Source organism: Faecalibacterium faecis, from assembly GCF_040096475.1.
GTDB lineage: Bacteria > Bacillota > Clostridia > Oscillospirales > Ruminococcaceae > Faecalibacterium > Faecalibacterium taiwanense.
The window spans coordinates 79,449-87,325 of sequence record NZ_JBBMEP010000013.1; the positions used below are offsets into that span (position 1 = coordinate 79,449).

Annotated in this window: 8 protein-coding genes; all 8 read left to right on the forward strand. The window is 58.4% G+C overall.

Annotation, left to right across the window (positions count from 1 at the left end):
• The first annotated feature begins 81 nt into the window (after positions 1-81).
• Complete coding sequence (gene rlmH / locus WMO17_RS08425) at positions 82-567, forward strand: 23S rRNA (pseudouridine(1915)-N(3))-methyltransferase RlmH (protein WP_044954166.1); 486 nt, start codon at positions 82-84, stop codon at positions 565-567.
• Between the two features lie 182 nt (positions 568-749).
• Positions 750-2,171: a glycine--tRNA ligase gene (locus WMO17_RS08430; RefSeq protein WP_097773884.1), complete on the forward strand. Its 1,422-nt coding sequence runs from the start codon at positions 750-752 to the stop codon at positions 2,169-2,171.
• 506 nt (positions 2,172-2,677) lie between these two features.
• The gene (locus WMO17_RS08435; RefSeq protein WP_349137869.1) at positions 2,678-3,919 is read left to right on the forward strand and encodes an aminopeptidase; all 1,242 of its coding nucleotides are present in this window, start codon (positions 2,678-2,680) and stop codon (positions 3,917-3,919) included.
• A gap of 137 nt (positions 3,920-4,056) precedes the next feature.
• Positions 4,057-4,542, forward strand: coding sequence for a ribosome maturation factor RimP (gene rimP, locus WMO17_RS08440; protein WP_005945397.1), 486 nt, complete (start codon positions 4,057-4,059; stop codon positions 4,540-4,542).
• A 37-nt stretch (positions 4,543-4,579) separates the two neighbouring features.
• Complete coding sequence (nusA, locus tag WMO17_RS08445; RefSeq protein ID WP_097773881.1) at positions 4,580-5,686, forward strand: transcription termination factor NusA; 1,107 nt, start codon at positions 4,580-4,582, stop codon at positions 5,684-5,686.
• 33 nt (positions 5,687-5,719) lie between these two features.
• Complete coding sequence (rnpM, locus tag WMO17_RS08450; RefSeq protein WP_005945403.1) at positions 5,720-6,019, forward strand: RNase P modulator RnpM; 300 nt, start codon at positions 5,720-5,722, stop codon at positions 6,017-6,019.
• Positions 6,003-6,380 carry a L7Ae/L30e/S12e/Gadd45 family ribosomal protein gene (locus WMO17_RS08455; RefSeq protein WP_005945406.1) on the forward strand — a complete coding sequence of 126 codons (378 nt, stop codon included), beginning with the start codon at positions 6,003-6,005 and terminating at the stop codon, positions 6,378-6,380. Before rnpM ends, WMO17_RS08455 begins: the two co-directional genes overlap by 17 nt.
• A partial coding sequence (locus WMO17_RS08460) for a translation initiation factor IF-2 N-terminal domain-containing protein (RefSeq protein ID WP_349137870.1) occupies positions 6,377-7,877 on the forward strand: 1,501 nt, incomplete at its 3' end. The genes WMO17_RS08455 and WMO17_RS08460, both read left to right, overlap by 4 nt.

Consider the following 7,877-nt stretch of genomic DNA (forward strand, 5'->3'; position numbering starts at 1 on the left):
ACGGCGTAAGCCGTGACTGAGGGAGTTCAAGCAGTAGCGGAGACAATTTTAAATCGTTTCGATATAAAAGAGGAAACTGCAATGCAAAACATCGACCTGATCTGTGTGGGCAAGCTGAATGCAAAATATTTCGCCGAGGGCGTGGCCGAGTACCAGAAGCGCCTTGCCGCCTTCGCGTCCTTCCGCATCATTGAGCTGCCGGAGGAAAAGATCGAGGAGAAGAACGCCTCGGATGCCGTGGTAAAAAAGGCACTGGACAAGGAGGGCAAGGCCATCCTGTCCAACGTGCGCAAGGGCGCTGCCATCGTGGCTATGTGCATTGAGGGCAGGCAAATCTCCTCCGACGAGCTGGCGCAGTTCCTTGCCGACCGCGCAAACAGTGGGGCAGGAGACGTGGCCTTTGTGATCGGCTCGTCCCACGGCCTGTCCGATGAGGTGAAAAAGGCCGCTGCACTCAAGTTCAGCATGGGACGCATCACCATGCCCCACCAGCTGGCCCGCCTTGTGCTCACGGAACAGATCTACCGTGCCTGCACCATCAATGCAGGAATGAAATACCATAAATAAGTGCAAAAACCGGTCTGTTCCCCAAAGCAGGCCGGTTTTCGGCTTTACAAGCGGCGCAAAACATGGTACAGTAAAGATACTGTGCTTTCCCTTTGAAAAGCACGCCCGGCAGTGGGGAAAGCTGCCGGAACGATACAACAACGACACGGCAAACCAGCCGCGGACGGAAAGGATGTACTACAATGGAACAGAGCGAAAAGACCCTTGATATGATCGTCAATCTCTGCAAGAACCGTGGTTATGTGTTCCCCGGTTCCGAGATCTACGGCGGTCTGGCCAACAGCTGGGACTACGGCCCGCTGGGCGTCGAGTTCAAGAACAATGTCAAAAAGGCATGGCTGAAGAAATTCGTGCAGGAGAGCCCCTATAATGTGGGTCTGGATGCAGCCATCATCATGAACCCTCAGACCTGGGTGACCACCGGCCACGTCTCCAGCTTCTCGGACCCCCTGCTGGACTGCCGCGCCTGCAAGGCACGCCACCGCGCCGACAAGCTGATCGGCGAGGAGCACCCCGAGGTGAACGTGGATGCCATGAGCTTTGACGAAATGGATGCTTTCATCGCAGAGCATGAGGACATCGTGTGCCCGGTGTGCGGCAAGCACGATTTTACCCCCATCCGCAAGTTCAACCTGATGTTCAAGACTGCCATCGGCGTTACTGAGGATAGCTCTTCCACCTGCTATCTGCGTCCTGAGACCGCACAGGGCATCTTTGTCAACTTTGCCAACATCCAGCGCACCACCCGCCGCAAGCTGCCCTTCGGCGTGTGCCAGGTAGGCAAGGCTTTCCGCAACGAGATCACCCCGGGCAACTTCACCTTCCGCACCCGTGAGTTCGAGCAGATGGAGTGCGAGTTCTTCTGCAAGCCCGGCACCGATCTGGAATGGTTCGCTTACTGGAAGGACTATTGCGAGAACTGGCTGCTGAGCCTTGGCATCAAGAAGGAGCACCTGCGCCTGCGTGACCACGAGCCTGCAGAGCTGGCCTTCTACAGCCGCGCTACCACCGATATCGAGTACGCCTTCCCGTTCACCGACTGGGGTGAGCTGTGGGGCATCGCGGATCGTACCAACTACGACCTGACCCGCCATCAGGAAGCTTCCGGCAAGAGCCTGGAGTACTTCGACAGCGAGACCAACGAGCACTACATCCCCTACGTCATTGAGCCGTCTCTGGGCTGTGACCGTGTGGCTTTGGCCTTCCTGTGCGAAGCATACGACGAGGAGCACCTGACCGACAGCAAGGGCAAGGAGGATATCCGTACCGTGCTGCATCTGCATCCGGCTCTGGCTCCCTACAAGTGCGCCGTGCTGCCCTTGAGCAAGAAGCTGGGCGAGAAGGCCATGGAGATCCGCAACGAGCTGAGCAAGTACTTCATGGTAGATTACGACGATACCGGTTCCATCGGCAAGCGTTACCGCCGCGAGGACGAGATCGGCACCCCGTACTGCATCACGGTGGACTTTGATACCGTGGGTGACGAGGCCAAGGGCATTGCCGCCGACAACTGCGTCACCGTCCGTGACCGCGACACCATGGAGCAGGTGCGTATGCCCATCTCCGAGCTGAAAGCTTATATCGAGAGCAAGATCGAGTTCTGAGGAAAATTCGCTTTCAGGCGATAAAAAACAGCCCCGCCGTTGCAATTTCGGCGGGGCTGTGCTATAATACAAATAAAGAAAGTGCTGTCTGGCAAACGGTCAGTACCTTTCCGGCGCGATAATCAAAAGATGACCGCTCAGGTTTGGACGCTGAGGGCGGTCATTTTTTGTTGTTGAAGATCTTCCACGCGATATCGAAAATGCCAAAGCTCACGGTTGCAAGCAATGTGAGCAGAGCCAGAGTTTCTAAAAGCGTCATGAAGCATCACCCCCTTCGCTGCAAAGCGTCGGGGTACGACAAAAATGTTCGCCTTCCCGACGCAGGGCCGAAAAGGCATAGACCGCCTGCCGTATGTAGACAGCACTCTCAAAAGACAGTATAACAGACGTTTCCTGCTTTTTCAACAGCGGGAGGTGTCTGTTTTCTTTTTACTGGACAGAACGGCTCGTACCGGGTATACTGAAAAACAGAAAAACATGATTTTTACACCGCAGGAGGTTCTACCGTGGAAAACTTTGACGAACTGCTGAAAAAATATGCCGATTTCATCGTCCGGGTGGGGGTGAACCCGCAGCCCGGACAGACCCTCATCATCAACTGCCCGCTGGAGGGCGCGCCGCTGGCGCGGCTGTGCGTGCGCAGTGCCTACGAAGCCGGTGCCCGGGATGTGCAGGTGAACTGGAGCGATGACGCTGTGGCCCGTGCCCGCATGGAGCTGGGCAGCGAGGAGGCCCTGACCGACCTCAAGCCATGGCAGCTGCGCCGCTATCTTGACTATGCTGAAAGCGAGGGCGGCGTGTGTGTACTGCATCTCATTGCGGACGACCCGGAGCTGTATGTGGGCATTGACGGCAATAAGATCAGCCGGGTGAATGCCGCCCGCCGCGCCTTTATGGAGGAGTGGCAGGAGTACACCATGAACGACCGGGTGCAGTGGTCCATTGCGGCCCTGCCCAGTGTGCCGTGGGCAAAGAAGGTCTTCCCGGAGCTGGACGCGGATGCCGCCATGGAAGCGCTGTGGAAGCTGATCTTTGACGTGTGCCGGGTCACCGGTGGCGACCCGGTGAACGAGTGGCAGGCCCATATGGAGCGGCTCAGCACTCTGCGGGATAAAATGAACGCGCTGGACTTGGAAAGCGTGCATTTTGAGAGCAGCAATGGCACGGACCTGACCGTGGGTCTTGCGGATCAGGCTGTGTGGGAAAGCGCTGCCAGCAAGAGCGAAAAGGGCGTGGTGTTCCTGCCCAACATCCCCACGGAGGAAGTGTTCACTGCGCCCCACAAGGACAGGGTAGAGGGCGTTGTCTACGGCACAAAGCCCTATGTGTTCAACGGCCAGCTCATCAAGAACTTCCATGTCACCTTTGAGAAGGGCCGGGTTGTGGACTACCACGCCGAGCAGGGACAGGTGCTGCTGGGCCGTCTGCTGGACGGCGACGAAGGCTCCCGCAGCATTGGCGAAGTGGCACTGGTGCCGGCAAGCAGCCCCATCAATCGCAGCGGCAAGCTGTTCTACAGCACGTTGTTTGACGAAAATGCCGCCTGCCACATCGCTTTTGGTGCCAGCTACCCCGGCACCACGAAGGGCGGCACGGCGCTGACGAAGGAAGAGCTGCTGGCCCGCGGCATGAACCAGTCCCGCCTGCATGAGGATGTGATGATCGGTGCAGAGGACAGCCATATCACCGGCAAATGCCGCGATGGCCGCACCGTGGAGCTGTTCAGGGACGGCGTGTGGGTGCTGTAAAAGACCCTGCGGCGAAAAAAATCTGCGAAAATGCTTGCATAATCGCGGGATGTATGGTATATTCTAGTAGTACGATATAGTTTAACCTGAAACGTGGGCCGCAAGGTCCGCGTTTCTTGTTTGTTTGGAGGTTTTTTATGGCGAAGCAGTCTGGCGGCAACACCGCCCAGAGAGTCGAAGCGCTTGTCCGCCCCACCGTGGAGGGCATGGGCCTGCGCCTGTGGGATGTGGTTTTTGAAAAGGAAGGTCCAGACTGGTATCTTCGCGTGCTCATCGACAAGGACGGCACCATGGATACCGACACCTGCGCGGATGTTTCCCATGCGCTGGACCCCATCCTTGACGAGGCAGACCCCATCGACCAGAGCTATTATCTGGAAGTGGGCAGCCCCGGCCTTGGCCGTAAGCTGACCCGCCCGGAGCACTATGAAGCCCTCAAGGGCCAGAAGATCCGGGTAAAGCTCATCCGCCCGAATGCAGACGGCGTGCGTGAGTTTTCCGGTATCCTGACAGGCCGCGAGGGCAGCACCGTTACGGTGAACACCGATGCGGGCGCTGTCACCTTTGAGGTGAACGCCGCATCCAGCGTGAACCTGTGCGACGATGAAGACCTGTTTGACTAACATAGATAGAGAGTAAATTACAGGAGGAACCCGAAAAATGGCAGCAGCGAACAATGAATTTTTTGAAGCTCTCTCCATGCTGGAGCACGAGCGCGGCATCACCGCAGAATACCTGATCGAAAAGATCAAGGCTGCGATCATCATTGCCGTCAAGAAGAACTATGAGGTGGAAGAGGACCACGTGAAGGTGGATATCGACCCCGCCGCAGGCCGCTTTGATGTGGCCCTGATCCAGGACGTTGTGGCCGACGAGGACTGGTACGACGAGCACTCTGAGATCGGCATTACCGAGGCACAGAAGATCCGCAAGAGCTACGAAGTGGGCGACCGCATCGTGACCCCCCTCAAGACCAAGGACTTCGGCCGCATTGCAGCCCAGACTGCAAAGCACGTGATCCGTCAGGGCATCCGCGAGGCTGAGCGCAGCCAGCAGCTGAGCGAGATCCAGTCCCGTGCACACGACATCGTGCAGGCCACCGTTACCCGCGTGGACCCGGAGAAGGGCATCGTTGCTCTGGATCTGGGCAAGGGCGGCGAGGCCATCCTGCCCCACAACGAGCAGGTGCCCGGCGAGGTGTACACCGAGGGCCAGACCCTGCAGGTCTACGTTGTGGACGTGGTCAGCACTGAGCGCGGCCCCCGCGTTATGATCAGCCGCACCCACCCCGGCCTTGTCAAGCGCCTGTTTGAGCTGGAAGTGCCCGAAATTTTTGACGGCACTGTGGAGGTCAAGGCCATCAGCCGCGAGGCTGGTGCCCGCACCAAGATGGCTGTTTGGAGCAAGGACCCCAACGTGAACCCTGTTTCCGCCTGCATCGGCGAGCACGGTGCCCGTGTAGCTGCTGTTGTGGAAAAGCTGGGCGGCGAAAAGATCGACATTGTGAAGTGGAGCGAGGATATCTCCGAGTTCATCTCCGCAGCACTCAGCCCGGCCAAGGTGGTCAAGGTGGAACTGCTGCCCGGCGAGACCCGTTCCTGCCGTGTGACCGTGCCCGACCAGCAGCTGAGCCTTGCCATTGGCAACAAGGGCCAGAACGCACGCCTGTGCGCACGCCTGACCGGCTACAACATTGATATCCGCCCCGAGAGCGGCTATTATGGCGAGGAAGAGCCGAAGAAGGAAGCCGAGACCGACACCGAGTAATTCCGGCGCAGATGGCCAAAGGAGGGAAACCGGATGGCACAGAAAAAGATCCCTTCCCGCCAGTGCATCGGCTGCATGACCAGCCGCCCCAAAAAGGAGCTGGTGCGTGTGGTGCGTGCACCCAGCGGAGAGATCAGCATTGATCTGGTCGGCAAAAAGCCGGGCCGCGGCGCGTATCTCTGCCCGAACCCCGACTGCCTGACCAAGGCAAAAAAGAAAAAGGCGCTGGAGCGCTGCTTTGAGCAGCCGGTTCCCGCCGAAGTTTACGAGGCTCTGGCCGCACAGCTGGCCGAAGCCGCAAAGGAGGCAGCAGCAAATGGCAAAGAAGAATAACACCCCCGCAAAGCCCAAGCTGCCGCCGGAGGAAGCGCTGTTTCAGGCGCTGAGCCTGTGCCGCAAGGCGGGCGCACTGACCATGGGCTTTGATGCCGTGGAAGATGCCTGCGTCAAGAGCAAGGCATGGCTGGTGATGGTGGCAAGCGATGCCAGCGCCAAGACCGTGCAGCGCCTCGACTATTCTGTGGGCGATCTGGTGGATGTGATCACCATGCCGCTTACGCAGGATAAACTGGCCGATATCAGCCGCAAGCCTGTGGCTGTTTACGCGGTGACTGACCGCAACCTCGCAAAGCTCTGCTTTGACCGCCTGTCGGACTGCGGAGCAATCAAAAATGAGGAGGATATGACCGAATGATCGTAAAATATAAAGTGAGTGATTTTGCAAAGGACCTGAACCTTTCCGCCAAGAAGGTCCTGGATGAGCTGAACGCTATGGGCAGCACCGGCAAGAAGAACAGCTCCAATCTGGAAGAGAACGAGCTGAACTACCTGCTGGAAAAGTTCAGCAAGGATAACAGCGTGGCAAATCTGGACGAATTCCTGAACAGCGCCAAGGCCGCAAAGGAAGAGCCGAAGCCCACTGAGAAGAAGGCCGAGAAAAAGCCCGAAGCTCCCAAGGCAGAAAAGAAGCCTGAGCAGCCTGCCGCCAAAAAGGCAGAGCCTGCCCAGCAGGATAAGAACGGCAATAAGCATAACGAAAAGAAGAACGAGCAGCACAAGAAGCGCGAGGAAAAGACCGTTTCTCTCAGCGAACTGGCTCGTGAGACCGGTGCCAAGGCATCCGCTGCTCCGGCACAGGCTGTGTCCGTGCGCCGCGAGGACAATCAGGTCACCGTGGATACCCGCACTGTGGATATGAACGTGGACCGCTTCGATGCCCGTTACGATGATCTGGCTTCCACCAAGAACACCGAGAACCGCCGCAAGCCCACCCCGCAGGGCAACAAGCAAAAGTTCACCCAGCGCGGTCAGCGCCAGCGCCAGCAGTTCCAGAAGGGCAAGCGCGAGACCGAGTTCGAGCGTCTGCAGCGCATCCAGCTGGAAAAGGCCCGCAGCGCACAGCTGAAGGTGATGATCCCCGACGAGATCACCGTGGGCGAACTGGCTGCCCGCCTGAAGCAGCAGGCCGGCAAGGTCATTGCCAAGTTCATGCAGATGGGTGAGATGCACGCCATCAACGATGTGATCGATTTTGATACCGCTTCTCTGCTGGCAGAGGAGTTCCACGCAAAGGTCGAGCACGAGGTGCATGTGACCATCGAGGAGCGCCTGTTCACGCAGGAAGAGGATTCGCAGGAGGATCTGGTGGAGCGTCCCCCGGTGGTCTGCGTTATGGGCCACGTTGACCACGGCAAGACCAGTATTCTGGATGCCATCCGCAAGACCAACGTTACCGCAGGCGAGGCCGGCGGCATCACGCAGGCCATCGGTGCATATCAGGTCAAGGTCAACGACAGCCTCATCACCTTCCTGGATACCCCGGGCCACGAGGCATTCACCTCCATGCGTGCCCGCGGTGCCAACATGACCGATATCGCCGTTCTGGTGGTTGCTGCTGACGACGGCATCATGCCCCAGACCATCGAGTCCATCAACCACGCCAAGGCTGCAAATGTCAAGATTATCGTGGCAATGAACAAGATGGATAAGCCCACCGCAAACCCCGAGCGCGTGATGGAAGGCCTGACCAAGTACGGCATCATCACCGAGGACTGGGGCGGCGATGTGGCCTGCATCCCGGTGTCTGCCCTGACCGGCATGGGCATCAACGACCTGCTGGAGCGCATTGCTCTGGAAGCTGAGGTCATGGAGCTGAAGGCAAACCCCAACCGCCGCGCCAAGGGCGCGGTGG